The sequence below is a fragment of the Stenotrophomonas sp. GW821-FHT09E08 genome, assembly GCF_059416125.1.
Genome location: NZ_JBWKOO010000011.1, coordinates 121,337 through 138,444 on the forward strand (window position 1 = coordinate 121,337; position 17,108 = coordinate 138,444).

Genomic DNA, 17,108 nt, shown 5'->3' on the forward strand with positions numbered 1-17,108 from the left:
AAGGGTGCCGGCCAGGACGGCCGGCATAGCCTATGCTCGGCTGCTTTTCGCGCATCGCAGGCCAGCCGAGCATGGGCTCGGCTCCACATGAGCGCCGTGCAGCATCGGATTTGAAGGGTGGCAAATCACCGCTTCGGCATGCGCACCAGCCGCGTGCCGCTGGCACGGTCGTGCCAGGTCAGCCGTTGGCGGTCGAACCACGCCCACCAGAAGCCGATGCCGCCCAGCAGCAGAGACAGCGTGCCCACTGCGAAACGCAGCCACAGCTGCCGGCGTCGCAGCGGCGTGCCATCGCTTGATTCCAGCTTCAGCCGCCATGGCCGCATGCCCAGTGTCTGCCCGCCGCGGCGCCAGCTGGCGGTGGCGTACCACCCGGTGATCGCCCAGCACACCGCCCACAGCAGCCACTGCCAGGCACTGAACGGTGCGATGTTCTCGCGCTGGGTGTGGCCGTCGAGGGTGTAGGCGAGGGTGAACAGCGTGCCGGCCAGCATCCACAGGGCCAGCACCGGCAACGTGTCGTAGACCATTGCCAGCAAGCGCCACAGCAGCAGTGCGCGCGGGCGGGGCATCTCGGTGGCGGCCGCAGTGGCCGTGTCGGTGGCAGGGCGGGACATGCGCCGAGCATACGCAATGCTGGCCGCATCCGCAGTCGCCCTCGTATCCTGCACGCATGGCCCTTGTTTCCACCCCCGCCGAACGCCGCCAGCTGGTGCAGCAACTGCCCGAGCTCCGGGCCGATGACAGCCTGCGCATCCAGCGCTTCCTCGATGCGATCTGGGCCGAGAACGGCCTGGCCCGCGCCACCCTCGACAGCTACCGGCGCGACCTGGAAGGGTTGGCACGCTGGATCGATGGGCGCGAGGGTGGCCTGGCCGGCATCGAACGTCCCGGGTTGTTCGACTACCTGGCGTGGCGTACCCGGCATGGCTGGTCGCCGCGCAGCAACGCGCGCCTGCTGTCGGCGCTGCGCGCGTTCTTCGCTGATGGTCTGCGCCGGGGTGATCGCAGCGAGGACCCCAGTGCACTGCTGGATCCGCCGAAGCTGCCGAGGCTGCTGCCCAAGGCGTTGGCCGAAAGCCAGATCGACGCACTGCTGGCGGCGCCGGACATCGACAGCCCGCTGGGCCTGCGCGATCGCGCCATGCTGGAGCTGATGTATGCCGCCGGGCTGCGCGTGAGCGAGCTGGTGCTGCTGCCGGCCACGGCGGTCAACCTGCGTCAGGGAGTGTTGCGGGTCACCGGCAAAGGCAGCAAGGAACGGCTGGTGCCGTTGGGCGAGGAGTCGCAGCATTGGCTGGAGCGCTATCTGCAGCAGTCGCGGCCGCTGCTGGTCGGCAAGGGCAAGGTGCAGGCCTTGGCCGATGGGCAGACCCCATTGTTTGTAGAGCCCACGCTGCATGCGCTGACCCGCCAGGCGTTCTGGCATCTGGTCAAGCGCCACGCGCAGGTGGCGGGCATCGATCCGGCACGGATCAGCCCGCATGGCCTGCGCCACAGCTTCGCCACCCACCTGCTCAACCGCGGTGCCGACCTGCGCGCGCTGCAGATGCTGCTGGGGCACAGCTCGCTATCGACCACCCAGATCTACACGCTGGTGGCGCGCGAACACCTGCAGAAACTGCACGCCCGCCATCACCCGCGCGGCTGAGCGGGGGCCTGAACCCGGGCCCCAGGCCGTGCGCAATGTCGCGGCCCGGTACAGGTGGCTGTGTCAGAATCCGGGGTCTTCTTCTGCTGCGGACCGCTCCATGCTCCGATTTGCCATCGCCGCCGTGTTCGGTGCGCTCAGCCTGACTGCCTGCGCCCAGCCGGCCCCGCCGGCCGCCAAGGCACCCGTTACCGCTGCTGCGGCCAAGGCTGCCAGCCCGGCTGCCAACGGCTCGGCCGACCAGGCCGTGCGTGCCGCGCTGACCGCGCTCAATCCGGGTTTCGAAGTGGATTACATCGGCGCCGCGCCGTTCCCCGGCTTCCGCGAAGTGGTGGTCTCCGGCCAGCTGCTGTACGTGTCCGATGACGGTCGCTACCTGTTCCAGTCGCAGCCCTACGACACCCGCGCCAAGGGCCCGGCCAACAGCGAGGGCCTGCTGGGCTACCGCCGCGACCTGCTGGCCAAGGCCAACCACGGCGACCGCATCGTGTTCGCTGCGCCCAATGCCAAGTACACCATCAGCGTGTTCACCGACATCGAGTGTGGTTACTGCCGCAAGCTGCACCAGGACATCGCCGAGCTCAACCGCAACGGCATCAGTGTCGAGTACCTCGCGTTCCCGCGCATGGGCCTGGGCAGCAAGGACTACACCGACATGATCTCGGTCTGGTGTGCGGCCGATCGTCGCCAGGCGCTGACCAGCGCCAAGCGCGGTGGCAGCGTGCCGGCCAAGAACTGCACCAACCCGGTGGCGATGCAGTACGCACTGGGCCAGCAGCTGGGCGTGAACGGTACCCCGGCGATCTTCGCCCCGGACGGTACCCAGCTGGGCGGCTACCTGCCGCCGGCGCAGCTGCGCGCCGCGTTGGAAAAGCTGTCGGCCAAGCGCTGATCAGGACACCGCCGGGCCATGCCCGGGGATGCATCATGCGAGCGAGGCCGGGGACGCGTGTCGCATCCCCGGCTTTTTCTTATTGCAGGCCGTCACTGACCGCCTTGGTCAGCGTGCCCTGCGCGTCGTCACCACTGAACTCCCAGACGAACGCGCCACCCAGGCCCTGGGTTTTCACGTAACCCATCTTGCGGGTGATGTTGGCCGGGGTATCGAAGCTCCACAACGTGCTGCCGTTGTAGATCCAGGTGGCACCGGCGGTGTTGTCGGTGTAGCCCGGCCACGCCAGGTTCTTCAGTACCTTCCAGTCTTCGATGCCGGCCTCGTAGGTGCCCGGGGCGGCGCCGGTCGCGGTCTGGTACAGGCCGTTGTTGGCGTTGGCCACACCGGTCCAGCCACGCCCGTAGTAACCAATGCCCAGGTTGAGCTTGGCTGCAGGCACGCCACGGCTGATGAAGGCCTCGATGGCGTCGTTGCTGTTGTACAGCTTCTGGTCGCCGGTCGAAGGATCATTGGGTGAATCGAACAGCGCCGACTGGTGATTGGTCTTCGCATCCCACGCGCCGTGGAAGTCGTAGGTCATCACGTTGATGTAGTCCAGGTACGGGTGGTAGGCGGCAGGGTCGGTGACGCGGATCTTGTCGATGCCCGCACCCACCGCCACCGTCAGCAACAGGCCCGGGCGCACCGCATCGAGCTGGCGGCGGAATTCGGCCATCAGCGCGGTGAAGTTGGCGTTGTCTTCCGGCTTGCCACATTCGATGCCACACGCCACCGGGTATTCCCAGTCGATGTCGATGCCGTCGAACACGCCCAGCGCGGCACCGGCGCCACCGGCACCGTCGGTCACCGGCAGGTTGCCCTTGATGTAAGCGTCGATGCACGAGGCGACGAAGGCCTGGCGGTTTTCCGGGCGCGCCGCGCTGGAGAAGCCGCGCGACCAGGTCCAGCCACCCAGCGAGATCAGCACCTTCATGCCCGGGTACTTGGCCTTGAGCTGCTTGAGCTGGTTCCAGTTGCCGCGCAGCGGCTGGTCCCAGGTATCGGCGCTGCCACTGACACTCTCGGCGGCGCTGAAGGCCTTGGTGTAATCGGCGAAGGCGTCGCCACCGGCACCGCTGTTCGGATCCGACGGTTGGGTGATGCCCACTTCGCAGCGGTTGTTGCGCACGTTGCCGAAGGCGTAGTTGATGTGGGTCAGGCGCGCGGCCGAACCGCTGCTGTCGATGTTCTTGACCCGGTAGTTGCGGCCGTAGATGCCCCACTGGGTGAAGTAACCGATGACCCGCTTGCCGGTGCCGCCGCCATTGCCGGCCAGCGTGGTGGCGCTGATTTCGGTGCCCTGTGCCGACGCATTGCCGGCGTTGTCGCGGGCGCGCACGCGGTAGCGGTAGGTGGTCGACGCGGTCAGCCCGCCATCGACATAGCTGGCACTGGACGGCGAGCCGACCAGGCTGCCGTTGCGGTACACGTCATAGCCGGCCAGGCCGCTGCCGCCGGTGTTGTCGGTGGAGGGGCTCCAGCTCAGCGCGATGCTGTTGGCGGTGCGGGTGCCGACCGCCAGCCCGCCCGGCACGCTCGGCGCGGTGGTATCGCCACTGGCGGCGTTGACGGTGATGCTGATGGTCGCCGTGCTGGCGGTGGCGTTGTTGTTGTCGGTGGCTACTGCGCGAAGGGTGTGGCTGCCGGCGCTGGCATTGGCCCAGCTGGCCGCATACGGCGCATTGGTGGCCACGCCCAGCGAGCTGCCATCGCGGAAGAATTCGACCTTGGCGACGCTTCCGTCCGCATCGCTGGCATTGGCGGTCACGTTGACCGTGCTGCCGGCGCTGAAGGTGGCGCCATTGGCCGGCGAGGTCAGGCTGACCACCGGCGGCTGGTTGCTGCCGCTGCCATCACAGGCACCGAGGTTGGTGTAGTAGGGCGCACCGGCCGGATGGTCCGGCGGCGCGTTCCAGATGTCCTGGTTCGCCCGATAGAGGACGCCTCCCTTCTGCAGGGTATCGCCGGCCCGGTAGATCTTGGCCTGGTCCCACTGGGCCACCCCGGCACAGCTGGCGGCCTGCGCCAGGCCGGGCAGGGCAACGGCCCCGGCAAGGGCCAGCAGCCAGGCCAGACGGCGCGGGCGACAGCGGTGGAGGGAGCGTTCGGCACTGCGGACATCGGCACTCAGCACAAGCGGGTCGTACATGGTGTGTCTCCGATCGATCGGTTGGCGCGCGGGCCCGGATGGCGCCGCACGTAACGCAGGTCCGGACATCGCCCGGGAGGGCGACGGAGGGGGACGGACGGAGGTACCTGGGAGGCCGGGGAGAGAGTCCGGCGCCAGGTAGGGACAACGTTGTCATCAATCGCGTGGTCAATCCGTGAGCAAGCGCATGGTTCGGGGATTCGGGCGGAGAGCGGCGCTGCGCGCGGTCGGCAGCCATCGGCGGAGCCCCCTCGTGGCTGGGGCTTTCCGCGAACAGCGGATTTCTGGGGGGGGGCCGGATGGGTGGGCTGCGCAGGGGACGCTGCAAGTACGTCCATGTAAGCTCGATCGCCGCATCCATGCGGCTCACGCCCCTGCGCAGCCCACCCATCCGGCCCCTGACAGATTCCTGCGCGGTCAGCCACGAAAGGCAGAACAAAAAATCAAAAGCAGAAGCCGGTCGCTTCGCTCTTCAATGCCTGATTTCCGATGTTCCCTGGTTGCCGGCCAGCGGCCGGCATTACCGCAGAGCATCCACGCATGGCGTGGATCGACCGCAGATCGCGGGAAATTGTTGAAGGCGGGGTGGGTCCGGTTGCGGGGGTGTGAGCGGCATGGATGCCGCGACCAAGCCCCCATGGATGGGTTTACGGCGTCCCCCGCAACCGGACCCACCCCGCCATCCCACAGGAAACCCGCTATTGCTGTGGCTTTTGCCCTTGCTCTGGCTGTGGCCTTGGCTTGGGCGCCTCTGCGGGTGCCGGGCGCCGCCCGGCCAGAGCCCATCCGCCGCTTCCGGTACAATGTCGGGCCCGTTTCCCAACTACGGTTCCCCGGACATGATGGTCCTCGAGGGCGCGCCCGCCCTGTCGCCGTTCCGCCGCGAACGTCTTGAATCCCGCCTGCAGTCCATCGCTCCCTCCCTGCGCATCAGCGGTGCCTGGCACGTCTACTTCGTGCAGCCCGAAGGCAGCGCCGCCCCCGACCTCACCACCCTGTGCCGCATCCTCGAAGCTGCGCCGCAGGCCGAGGCCGTGGCCGAAGGTGCGGTCAGCCGCTTCGTGGTGCCGCGCCTGGGCACGCTGTCGCCGTGGTCGAGCAAGGCCACCGAACTGGTGCGCGGTGCTGGGCAGCCGGTCAGCCGGGTCGAACGTGGCCTGCGCATCGATGTGCAGGGCTGGCCGGCCGATGCCGCCACCCAGCAGGCGCTGGTCAAGGCGCTGCACGACCCGATGACGCAGTCGGTGCTGGAGAACGTCGAGCAGGGTCAGTCCCTGTTCTCGACTCCGGCCCGGGGCGAACTGGAGCGCGTGCCGGTGGACCAGCTGGAGGCCGCCAACCAGCGCCTCGGTCTGGCCATGGCGCAGGACGAGATCGATTACCTGCGCGAGCGCTTCAGCGCGCTGGGTCGTTCGCCGTCGGACGTGGAACTGATGATGTTCGCGCAGGCCAACTCCGAGCACTGCCGCCACAAGATCTTCAATGCCAGCTGGACCATCGACGGCCAGGAGCAGGACCGCTCGCTGTTCCGGATGATCAAGAACACCCACCAGCAGACCCCGCAGCACACGCTCAGCGCGTACAGCGACAATGCCGCAGTGATCGAAGGGCATCCGGCGTCGCGCTATCGCCCGGACCCGGCCAGCGGCGAGTACCGCAGCGAGCCGAGCGTGCCCAGCGCGTTCCAGATCAAGGTGGAAACGCACAACCATCCGACCGCGATCGCTCCGTTCCCGGGCGCCTCGACCGGCGCCGGCGGCGAGATTCGCGACGAAGGCGCGACCGGTCGCGGTGGCAAGCCGAAGGCCGGCCTGAGCGGCTTCTCGGTCTCGCACCTGCGCATTCCCGAGCTGCCGCAGCCGTGGGAGGCGCCGCGCGCGCTGAACCCGCGCATGGCGCCGGCGCTCGAAATCATGACCGACGGCCCGCTGGGCGGCGCTGCATTCAACAACGAGTTCGGCCGCCCGGCCCTGCTCGGCTACTTCCGCAGCTTCGAGCTGCCGGAAGGCGCCGACCTGGTGCGTGCCTACGACAAGCCGATCATGCTGGCCGGCGGCCTCGGTGCGATCGACCGCGTGCAGGTCGACAAGATCCTGCTGCAGGATGGCGACGCTGTGATCGTGCTCGGCGGCCCGGCGATGCTGATCGGTCTCGGCGGCGGTGCCGCCAGCTCGGTAGCCTCCGGCGAAAGCGCCGAGGACCTGGACTTCGCCAGCGTGCAGCGCGACAACCCGGAAATGGAGCGCCGCTGCCAGGAGGTCATCGACCGCTGCGTGGCGATGGGTGCCGACAACCCGATCAAGTTCTTCCATGACGTCGGTGCCGGTGGCCTGTCCAATGCCATCCCCGAGCTGCTGCACGACTCCAAGGTCGGCGGCATCATCGATCTGGGCAAGGTACCGACCGACGACCCGTCGCTGTCGCCGATGCAGTTGTGGTGCAACGAGTCGCAGGAACGCTATGTGCTCGGTGTCGCGCAGGAGCGCCTGGCCGAGTTCGCCGCACTGTGTGCCCGCGAGCGCTGCCCGTTCGCCGCGGTCGGCGTGGCCACCGCCGAAGAACACCTGGTGGTGGCCTACGGTGCTGTTCCGGGCAACATTCCGGCCGATGCGCCGATCGACCTGCCGATGGACGTGCTGTTCGGCAAGCCGCCGAAGATGCACCGCGACACTGCGCACCCGCCGGCACCGCGCTGGCCGGCGCTGAAGACCGGCGGCCTGGACCTGCAGGAAGCCGGCCTGCGCGTGCTTTCGCACCCGACGGTGGCCTCGAAGAACTTCCTGGTCACCATCGGCGACCGCAGCGTTGGTGGCCTGACCGCGCGCGAGCAGATGGTCGGCCCGTGGCAGTTGCCGGTGGCCGACGTGGCGATCACCCTGGCCGACTTCAACGGCGTGGCCGGTGAAGCCATGGCGCTCGGCGAGCGCACCCCGCTGGCGCTGCTGGATGCCGCAGCGTCGGCACGCATGGCGGTGGGTGAAGCATTGACCAACCTGTGCGCTGCGCCGGTCGATGCGCTGGACGAGATCAAGCTGTCGGCGAACTGGATGGCCGCTGCCGGCCACCCGGGCGAAGATGCGCTGCTGTACGACGCGGTGAAGGCGGTGGGCATGGAATTGTGCCCGCAGCTGGACATCAGCATCCCGGTCGGCAAGGACTCGCTGTCGATGCAGGCGCAGTGGCACGACCAGGGTGAGGCGCACAAGAGCGTGTCGCCGGTGTCGCTGGTGATCACCGCGTTCGCGCCGGTCGCCGACGTGCGCCAGCAGTTGACCCCGCTGCTCGACCGCGAGGTGGAGAGCGAGCTGTGGCTGATCGGCCTCGGCGCCGGCAAGCAGCGCCTCGGCGGTTCGATCCTGGCCCAGGTGCACGCCGACCATGGCGACCTGCCGGCCTTCGCCGGCGCCGCCCCGGATCTGGATGACCCGCAGCGCCTGCGTGGCTTCTTCGAATTGATCCGCGATGCGCGCCAGTCCGGGCTGCTGCTGGCCTACCACGACCGCAGCGACGGTGGTGCCTTCGCCGCACTGTGCGAAATGGCCTTCACTTCGCGCCTGGGCCTGGACATCACCCTCGATGCCTGGGGCGATGATCCGTTCCGCAGCCTGTTCAACGAAGAACTGGGTGCAGTGGTGCAGATCGCGCGCGAAGACCGCGCTGCCTTCGCCGACCTGGTCGAGCGCCATGCCCTGACCGAATGCGCGCAGCGCATCGCCAAGCCGACCACCGCACCGGTGGTGCGCGTGTCGCTGGGCGGCGAGAACCTGGCTGAATGGCGCTGGGACGCGCTGTTCGATGCCTGGTGGTCGGTCACCCATGCCATGCAGAAGCGCCGTGACAACCCGGCCAACGCCGACGCCGAGCGCGAGATTGCCCGCGCCTTCACGGCGCCGGGCCTGAAGCCGAAGCTCAGCTTCGACCTCAACGAAGACGTGGCCGCTCCGTTCATCAGCACCGGTGCGCGTCCGCGCGTGGCCGTGCTGCGCGAGCAGGGCGTCAATGGTCAGATCGAAATGGCGAATATCTTCGAACGTGCAGGCTTCCGCTCGTTCGACGTGCACATGAGCGACCTCATCGAAGGCCGCGTGGCGCTGCAGGACTTCACCGGCCTGGTCGCCTGCGGTGGCTTCAGCTACGGCGACGTGCTGGGTGCCGGCCGTGGCTGGGCGACCTCGATCCTGGAGCGCAGCGCGCTGCGTGATGCCTTTGCTGCGTTCTTCGCCCGCGAGGACAGCTTCGCGCTGGGTGTGTGCAACGGCTGCCAGATGATGAGCCAGCTGAAGGGCATCATCCCCGGTGCCGAGCACTGGCCGCAGTTCCGTCGCAACGCCAGCGAGCAGTTCGAAGCCCGCACTGCACTGCTGGAGGTGGTGGAATCGCCGTCGATCCTGCTGCGTGGCATGGCCGGATCACGCCTGCAGGTGGCGGTGGCGCATGGTGAAGGCCAAGCGGTGTTCGACAACGCCGTCGACCAGGCCGCCGCGCGCGTCTCGCTGCGCTACATCGATGGCAATGGCAACGTCGCCAGCCAGTACCCGCTGAATCCGAACGGTTCGCCGGACGGTATCACCGGCCTGACCAGCACCGACGGCCGTGTCACCATCATGATGCCGCACCCGGAACGCACCCCGCGCGCGCTCAACATGAGCTGGGCCCCGGCCGAGTGGCAGGGCGATTCGCCGTGGATGCGCATGTTCCGCAACGCGCGGGTGTGGTGCGGCTGATCGCACTGCATCGCGCAGGCCTCAATGCCAACGCGTATGGAAAAACCCGCCGTTGATCGGCGGGTTTTTCTTTGCGCGATTGAAACTCCAGTTGTGACCGCTAGTTACATGCATTTTCATGCGTCGAGGAATCGTCACGCATGCATAACAAAATCCTTTCATAAACAGGTGAAATAGTGATGTGCTTCACGGCAATAGGATTTGCCGTGTCAAAGTCTTGACGATCTGCAAAGTTGCCGTTAACACTTGAACCCCGTTTCAGAATCATTCATTTCGCAGTAACCGCTTGGCGCACGCGCTCGGTTTTCTGTCGCTGCGCGCCGTTCGGCAATACCCCGCAGTAAATCACGCGAATAAACGCCCCCAGGGGACGTTGGGCCGGAAAGCCCAGCGGTGGCGTTGCTTTGCCCAAAACCAGTCCAATCAGGAGCCGTACCGATGAATCGGATTTATCGCAAGGTCTGGAACAAAGCATTGGGTCAGTTGGTGGTGGCCTCGGAACTGGCCTCCTCCGGCAGCAGCGGCGGGGTCGTCGACCAGCGCCGCGATGCAACGCAGGCTGCGCCCGCACGGTTGGCGATGGCACTGGGCCTGGTATTGGGATTGGGCATGAGCGGTATCGCTGCGGCACAGTCGGTGCAGATCGGCGGCAGCGCCACCTGCGTCGCATTCAGCGGCAAGCTGCTCGAAAAGTGCCTGATCGAAGGCACGGCTACGGCCAAGGGCAGCAACGCGGTGGCGATCGGCAGCAACAGCAGCGCCAGTGCTGCCAACAGCGTGGCGCTCGGCGCCGGCTCCAAGGCCACCCGTGCAAACACCGTGTCCGTCGGTGACACCGGCAAGGAACGGCAGATCACCAATGTTGCCGCAGGCAGCCAGGCCACCGATGCGGTGAACAAGGCGCAGCTCGATGCGCAGGCGCGTGCAACGCAGGCCGCGCTGGCCGACGTCGCCGCAGACGGTAACCGTTATTTCAAGGCCGACGGCGCTGGCGATGACAGCGACGCGGCGAAGATCGACGGGCAGGGCGCTCTGGCGGCCGGTGCCGGCGCACAGTCGCTGGCCAACGCCACCACGGCAGTCGGCACGCAGGCCATCGCCGCTGGCATCGGCGCGAGCGCCTTCGGCCAGGGCGCACTCGCGCTCGGCGATGCCAGCGTCGTGGTCGGGCAGAGCGCCGCGGCATTCGGTCTCGGCGACACCGCGGTTGGCGCAAGCGCTACCGCGGCCAGCGAAAACGGCGCGGCTACCGCACTCGGTGCACTGTCCGAAGCCACCGCTGATGGTGCGACGGCCGTCGGCGGCGGTGCCGTTGCGATGGGCCCGGGCAGCACCGCGCTCGGTCGCGGCGCTACCGCCGCCAACGAAGCGTCGATTGCAGTGGGTGCATTCAGCACCGCCGTCGGTGAATACAGCACGGCGCTGGGCTCGAACTCCGCTGCGGTGGCCACCGGCAGCGTGGCGCTCGGTGCCGGCTCGCTGGCCGACCGCGTTGATACCGTGTCCGTCGGTGCCGCCGAATACGGCCTGACCCGCCAGATCACCAGCGTGGCTGCCGGTACGGAAGATAACGATGCGGTCAACGTCGGCCAGTTGAAGGGCGTTGCCGCCGTGGCCGATGCCACCGCCAAGCGCTTCCAGGCCACCGGCAGCAGCAACAGTGATGCCGGTGCGCTGGCCGAGGGCGACGACGCACTGGCTGCAGGCGAGGCCGCCAACGCGATCGGCAACGGTGCTACTGCAGTTGGCGCTGGTGCTGGCGCCGTCGCGCAGAACGCCACCGCCGTCGGCAACAACGCGTTGGCCTCGGGCCAGAACAGTGCAGCGTTCGGCAACAACGCACAGGCCAACGGCCCGGGCAGTGTTGCCGTGGGCGGTGCTGCGGTGGACGCCAACGGCAACCCGCTGATCACCAGCGGTGGCGTACCGGTGGAAACCGGCGCCACCAGCGCCGGCGTCGGTGGCACTGCCGTCGGTGCCAGCGCTGAAGCCAGCGGCTTTGCCGCGTCGTCCTACGGCGTGGGTGCCTATGCTGCCGGCGCACAAGCGTCGGCGTTCGGTGCGGTGGCCAATGCCATCGGTGATTACTCCACCGCGTTGGGTACGCAGAGCAATGCCACCGGCACCAGCAGCGTCGCCATCGGCGGCCCGGCCGATCTGATTCCCGGCCTGGGCTTCTTCGTGCAGACCCAGGCCAGTGGCGAAGCCGCGACCGCCGTCGGCGCGGGCGCAATTGCCAGTGGCGATCGCGCGGTGGCCAACGGCAGCCTGAGCGAGGCCTCCGGTGCCGAAGCCACTGCCGTTGGCTACTTCGCCTATGCACCGGGCGAGAACGCCAGTGCCCTCGGCGCTCAGACCTGGGCCAGTGGCGCGCAGAGCACTGCCGTGGGCTACTACGCCACCGCACGCGGCGCCAACAGCGTCGCGCTCGGCGCGAATTCCGAAGCGGTGCGCGCCAACAGCGTGGCGGTGGGCAGTGCCGGCAACGAGCGGCAGATCACCAGCGTTGCCGCCGGCAGCGAAGCTACTGATGCGGTGAACAAGGCGCAGCTGGATGCCGTGGCCAGCACCGCCGACACCACCGCTCGTTTCTTCCAGGCGCAGCCGGAGGCGGGCAGTGACGCCGGCGCACTGGCTGATGGCGAGGGCGCCATCGCCGTCGGTTCCTCGAGCAATGCGATCGGTGCCGGCGCCGTTGCGCATGGCGCCGCCGCGTCGGCCATCGGCGATGACAGTGTGGCGGTAGGCCGCAACAGTGCTGCCACCGGCAATGGTGGCGTTGCCATCGGTGGCCTCGGCCAGGCCTATGATGAATTCAACCAGCCGATCATCGGTGCCGACGGCAAGGCACAACAGGTCGGCACCACCGCCGTTGCCGATGCCACCGCAGTCGGCAGCGGCGCACAGGCCACCGGGGCTGCCAGCAGCGCATTCGGCAATGCTGCCAAGGCCAGTGGTGACAACAGCTTCGCCGCAGGCGGCAAGTCACGCGCCACCGGCAGCTATGCGGTTGCAGTCGGCGACAGTGCGTTCGCCAGCAGCGATGACAGCACCGCCGTCGGTGGATACAGCTGGGCCACCGCCAGTGGCGCCGCGGCATTCGGTTCGGGTGCATGGGCGACTGCCACCAACGCGTCGGCGTTCGGCAACGCGGCCTGGGCCAGCGGCAGCGGCGCAACGTCCATCGGTTACAACAGCTGGGCCAACGGTGCCAGCTCCACCGCTGTCGGTCGCGGCGCCTTCGGCTATGGCGACAACAGCGTGGCGTTGGGCTTCCAGGCGCTGGGCAACAGCATCAACAGCATCGCCATCGGCACCAATACGGTGGCCGGTGGTGAAAGTGCCATCGCGCTCGGTGCCGGCAGCAATGCCAGCGCCAGCAACACGGTCGCGCTGGGCGCCGGTTCGGTCGCCAATCGCGCGCGCACGGTGTCGGTGGGCAGCGCCGGCAACGAACGCCAGGTCACCAACGTCGCCGCCGGCACCCAGGCCACCGATGCGGTGAACAAGGCGCAGCTGGATGCGGTTGCGACCACGGCGACAACCACCAGCCGCTTCTTCCAGGCCAGCGGCAACGGCGATGACGTAGCCGGTGCGCTCGTGGACGGTGACAACGCACTGGCCGCCGGTGATGCGGCCAATGCCATCGGCAATGGCGCCACTGCGCTGGGCAGCGGCGCCAATGCGTTGGCCAACAATGCGCAGGCGGTGGGCTTCAATGCCCTTGCCAGCGCAGCCAATGCCAGCGCCGTCGGCGCCAACGCACAGGCCACCGGCGAGTACGCCACCGCGCACGGTGCGGAAAGCGAGGCCAGCGGCGAGCAGAGTGCAGCGTTCGGTGCGGCCAGCATCGCCAGCGGTGCCGGCAGTACCGCTACCGGCGTGCTGTCCGAAGCCTCTGGCGAAGAAGCCGTAGCTGTGGGTTACTTCAGCAATGCCAGCGGTGACGCGGCAACCGCCGTGGGTAGCGAAAGCGTGGCCAGCGGCACGGCGTCAGCGGCGTTCGGTATCGGTGCCGAAGCCACCGGTGGCTACAGCACCGCCATCGGTGGCTATGCACAGGCATCGGCCTTCAATGCCACGGCGTTCGGCAATTTCGCCAATGCGTCCGGTTCCAACAGCGTGGCAGTGGGTGGCGACTCGGAAGCGTCCGGCGCCTACAGCACCGCCACCGGCCAGGGCAGCCTGGCCACCGGCACCAACAGTGTCGCCGTCGGTGGCTCGCTGTTCGGCGTGCTGGCCACCGAGGCCTCGGGCAACTACTCCACTGCGGTGGGTGGTGGTGCCTGGTCGGGGGGCATCAACAGCACCGCACTGGGCAACGCCGCCGAATCGCGTGGTGCCAACAGCGTGGCGCTGGGTGCGGACTCGATTGCCGACCGCGACAACACCGTATCGGTGGGCGGCGGTGGCAACACCCGCCAGATCACCAACGTGGCCGACGGCACCCAGGGCAACGACGCGGTCAACAAGAACCAGCTCGATGCGGTGGCCGCTGCGGCGGAAAAGACCAGCAAGCAGTTCCAGGCCAGTGGCAATGCCGATGGCGAAACCGGGGCGCTGGTCGAGGGTGACAATGCGCTGGCCGCAGGTGACGCCGCCAATGCCATCGGCAACGGTGCCACCGCGCTCGGCAGTGGTGCCAACGCGATCGCGGCCAACGCCACGGCGGTAGGCTTCGATGCGCTGGCCACCGGCAACAACGCGGCTGCTCTGGGCAGCACGGCACAGGCCACCGGCGAAGACAGCCTGGCGCTGGGCAGTGGTGCCAGTGCCAGTGAACTGGGCGCCAGTGCCACCGGCGCGCGTGCGCAGGCCAGTGGTGCGTACAGCACCGCCAGCGGCGCCGAAGCCAATGCCAGCGGCACCCAGGCATTGGCCAGTGGCTTCCGCAGCGCCGCGTCGGCCGATGGCACCACCGCCGTCGGCGGCTATGCCGAAGCCAGCGGTCGGCTCGGCACGGCATTGGGCTACGGCTCGGCAGCCAGTGGTGCCAACACCACGGCAGTCGGCTTCGGTGCCGCTGCGGCCGGTACCGGCGCCGTTGCCGTGGGTCAGTCCAGCGAAGCCAGTGGCGAAGAAAGCGTGGCGATAGGTGGCAGCACCTTCTTCGGCCTGATCCCGTCGCGTGCCAGTGGTACCGGTGCGGCAGCATTCGGCGCAGGCGCCTGGGCCACCGAAGACTACGCCACGGCGATCGGCTGGAACTCGTGGGCGGCAGGCGGCAGCGCCACCGCACTGGGTGCCAACGCCACCGCCAATGGCAGCAACAGCGTCGCGCTGGGCGCCGGTTCCAAGGCTGACCGTGACAACACCGTGGCTGTCGGCAAGACCGGTAGCGAGCGCCAGGTGACCCATGTCGCAGCAGGCAGCGAAGCCACCGATGCGGTGAACAAGGGCCAGCTGGATGCAGTGGCCAGTGTCGCCGACAAGACCAGCCGCCAGTTCCAGGCCAGCGGCAATGCCGATGGCGAGGCCGGTGCACTGGTGGATGGTGACAACGCACTGGCTGCCGGTAATGCGGCCAACGCCATCGGCAACGGCGCCACCGCACTGGGCAGCGGAGCCAACGCGATGGCGGCCAATGCCACCGCGGTGGGCTTCGATGCGCTGGCTACCGGCAACAATGCCGCTGCACTGGGCAACACGGCGCAGGCCAGCGGTGTCGACAGCGTCGCCCTCGGCAGTGGCGCCAGTGCCAGTGAGCTGGGTACCAGCGCCACCGGTGCCGGCGCCCAGGCCAAGGGCGCCTACAGCACCGCCAGCGGTGCGCAGGCCACCGCCAGCGGCACGCAGTCGCAGGCCAATGGTTTCCGCGCCAGTGCTTCGGCTGACGGCGCGTCGGCCATTGGCAGCTACGCCGATGCCAGCGGCCGTCTTGGCACCGCCGTCGGTTATGGCAGCAAGGCCACCGGCGCCAATGCGACAGCGGTCGGTGTCAGCGCCAATGCCAGCGCTGCCGGCAGCGTCGCGCTGGGTGCTGGTTCGGTTGCCGACCGTGCCAACACCGTGTCGGTTGGCAGTGCCAGCAGCGATCGCCAGATCACCCGTGTCGCCGCCGGTACCGAGCGTACCGATGCGGTCAACCGTGGCCAGCTGGATGCCGTTGCCGCCACCGCAGACGGCACGGCGCGCTACGTCAAGGCCACCGGCAACGGCACGGCCAGCGCCAGCGGTACCGACGCCGCAGCCATCGGTTCGGCAGCCAGCGCCAGTGGTGCACGCAGCAACGCGCTGGGTGCCAATGCGCTGGCCATCGGCAACGGTGCATTGGCCCTGGGTACCAGTGCCGGTGCAACGGGTGCCAACTCGGTCGCGCTCGGCGCGGGTTCGCGAGCGCTCGATGCCAACGTGGTGTCGGTCGGTGGTGGCAACGGCACCGATGGTCCGGCCACGCGCCGCATCGTCAATGTGGCCGATGGCCGCATCGCCGCCGGCAGCACCGATGCGATCACCGGTTCGCAGCTCAACGTCACCAACCAGCGCGTGGGCGCAGTGGAAACCCGCGTTGGTGATTTCGATTCGCGCATCGCCACCGTTGAAACCACGGCGGCCAGCGCGGTGGGCTACGACGACGCCAGCCGTGATCGCCTGACCCTGTCCGGCTTCCAGGGCACCACCATCGACAACGTCGGTGCCGGCAGCATTGCGGCAGGCAGCCGGCAGGCGATCAACGGCGGCCAGTTGTTCCAGTCGCTCAGCGATGCCGCCAGCTTCCTCGGCGGTGGTGCCAGTGTCGGCATGCAGGGTGTGTTCGTGGCGCCGAACTATGTGATCCAGGGTGCTACCTACAGCAACGTCGGCGATGCACTGGGCGCACTCGACCGCAAGGTCAGCGAGATCGACCGCCGCAGCGCCGGTGGCACGCGTGCCGGTGCGTCCAGCCTGCGCGCGATGAGCGCCTCGCTGGATGACACTTCGTTGGCCAGCACCGCCGATGCCCCTGTGACGGCGGATGCGGCAGCGGCCAGCACCGCACGCGTGCAGGGCACGCCGACGGCCGCCGCAGCAGGTGCCGGCATTCCGGTCGGCACCCCGGCGAGCGGCCTCAATGCCGTCGCCATGGGGGATGGCGCCGTCGCCAGCGGTGCCTCGTCCACTGCCATCGGCCAGGGGGCGAATGCCAGTGCGGCCAATGCCGTGGCGCTGGGACAGGGCTCGGTCGCCGATCGGGCCAACACGGTGTCGGTGGGCAGCGAGGGCAACGAACGCCAGGTCACCAACGTGGCGGCCGGTACCACGGCTACCGATGCGGTCAACAAGGGCCAGCTTGATCGTGGCATGGCCACGGCCAACAGCTACACCGACAGCCGCGTCCAGGCTGTCACCGACAGCTTCGATGTGTTCAAGGGCGAGATCGACGGACGCCTGCGCCACATGGATCGCCGCATCGACCGCCAGGGCGCGATGAGCGCAGCAATGCTCAACATGGCCACCAGTGCTGCCGGTATCCGTACCCAGAACCGGGTCGGCGTCGGCATCGGTTTCCAGGGCGGCGAATCGGCGTTGTCGCTGGGCTACCAGCGTGCGATCAGCGATCGCGCCACGGTCACCTTCGGCGGTGCCTTCAGCAGTGACGACAGCTCGGTCGGCGTCGGTGCCGGCTTCGGCTGGTAAGCCATTCCATCGCGCCGGCGGCCACCCACGCCG

6 protein-coding genes are annotated in these 17,108 nt (G+C 68.5%); 4 read left to right on the forward strand and 2 right to left on the reverse strand.

Annotated features, from left to right (window positions below):
* Positions 1–125 precede the first annotated feature (125 nt).
* Positions 126–617 carry an RDD family protein gene (locus AC07M7_RS14705; RefSeq protein WP_430766219.1) on the reverse strand — a complete coding sequence of 164 codons (492 nt, stop codon included), beginning with the start codon at positions 615–617 and terminating at the stop codon, positions 126–128.
* Between the two features lie 56 nt (positions 618–673).
* On the opposite strand from AC07M7_RS14705, the gene xerD reads away from it, so the two are divergent.
* Both xerD and AC07M7_RS14715 read left to right on the forward strand, forming a co-directional pair.
* Entirely contained in the window at positions 674–1,651 is a 978-nt protein-coding gene (gene xerD / locus AC07M7_RS14710; RefSeq protein ID WP_046983858.1) for a site-specific tyrosine recombinase XerD, read from the forward strand.
* 100 nt (positions 1,652–1,751) lie between these two features.
* On the forward strand, positions 1,752–2,543 hold the full coding sequence (locus AC07M7_RS14715; RefSeq protein WP_495207730.1) for a DsbC family protein: 792 nt from the start codon (positions 1,752–1,754) through the stop codon (positions 2,541–2,543).
* A gap of 79 nt (positions 2,544–2,622) precedes the next feature.
* On the opposite strand, the gene AC07M7_RS14720 is transcribed toward AC07M7_RS14715, so the two are convergent.
* A complete protein-coding gene (locus AC07M7_RS14720) occupies positions 2,623–4,734 on the reverse strand; it encodes a glycosyl hydrolase family 18 protein (protein ID WP_253077834.1) in 2,112 nt (703 codons plus the stop codon).
* An 839-nt stretch (positions 4,735–5,573) separates the two neighbouring features.
* Between AC07M7_RS14720 and purL the strand changes: the two genes are divergently transcribed.
* On the forward strand, positions 5,574–9,458 hold the full coding sequence (purL, locus tag AC07M7_RS14725; protein WP_495207731.1) for a phosphoribosylformylglycinamidine synthase: 3,885 nt from the start codon (positions 5,574–5,576) through the stop codon (positions 9,456–9,458).
* Positions 9,459–9,896: 438 nt separating this feature from the next.
* On the forward strand, positions 9,897–17,075 hold the full coding sequence (locus AC07M7_RS14730; RefSeq protein ID WP_495207732.1) for an ESPR-type extended signal peptide-containing protein: 7,179 nt from the start codon (positions 9,897–9,899) through the stop codon (positions 17,073–17,075).
* Positions 17,076–17,108 lie beyond the last annotated feature (33 nt).

Excerpts from the sequence above, each read along its gene's own strand:
- AC07M7_RS14720 (WP_253077834.1), bottom strand. The coding sequence starts at position 4,734 with ATGTACGACCCGCTTGTGCTGAGTGCCGATGTCCGCAGTGCCGAACGC.
- AC07M7_RS14730 (WP_495207732.1), top strand. The coding sequence starts at position 9,897 with ATGAATCGGATTTATCGCAAGGTCTGGAACAAAGCATTGGGTCAGTTG.
- purL (WP_495207731.1), top strand. The coding sequence starts at position 5,574 with ATGATGGTCCTCGAGGGCGCGCCCGCCCTGTCGCCGTTCCGCCGCGAA.
- xerD (WP_046983858.1), top strand. The coding sequence starts at position 674 with ATGGCCCTTGTTTCCACCCCCGCCGAACGCCGCCAGCTGGTGCAGCAA.
- AC07M7_RS14715 (WP_495207730.1), top strand. The coding sequence starts at position 1,752 with ATGCTCCGATTTGCCATCGCCGCCGTGTTCGGTGCGCTCAGCCTGACT.
- AC07M7_RS14705 (WP_430766219.1), bottom strand. The coding sequence starts at position 617 with ATGTCCCGCCCTGCCACCGACACGGCCACTGCGGCCGCCACCGAGATG.